We start from the raw sequence: 266 nt of genomic DNA, 5'->3' as shown, positions 1-266 counted from the left end.
AATTTCCATTTCATTACAAAAAAAAGAATTGCTTAACTGCAAATATTATGATGAAATCACGTCTCCATTTGCTTGATCGGCCAACCGGCAGGAGCTGATCAGCGGCAACCATAAAAAAACACCGATGGGGTAGTGTAGACTCCATCGGTGTTTGACCGCTATGCGAGGTATGCTTCCCGAACCTGCGGGTTTGCCAGCAGGGTGGGCGCCTCGTCCTGCAGGATGATCTCTCCCGTCTGGATGACGTAACCGCGATGGGCCACGGA

The 266-nt window shown here is 50.4% G+C and carries 1 pseudogene; it reads right to left on the bottom strand.

Annotated elements, in window-relative coordinates:
* Positions 1-158: 158 nt before the first annotated feature.
* Positions 159-266, bottom strand: a pseudogene (locus LD028_RS09075) (ABC transporter ATP-binding protein); the annotation flags it as partial.

This window comes from Anoxybacillus sp. LAT27 (genome assembly GCF_022030075.1).
Taxonomy (GTDB): Bacteria; Bacillota; Bacilli; order Bacillales; family Anoxybacillaceae; genus Anoxybacillus; species Anoxybacillus kestanbolensis.
Note: the sequence above shows the minus strand (reverse complement) of the source record. Positions and strands in the feature narration are given on the sequence as shown.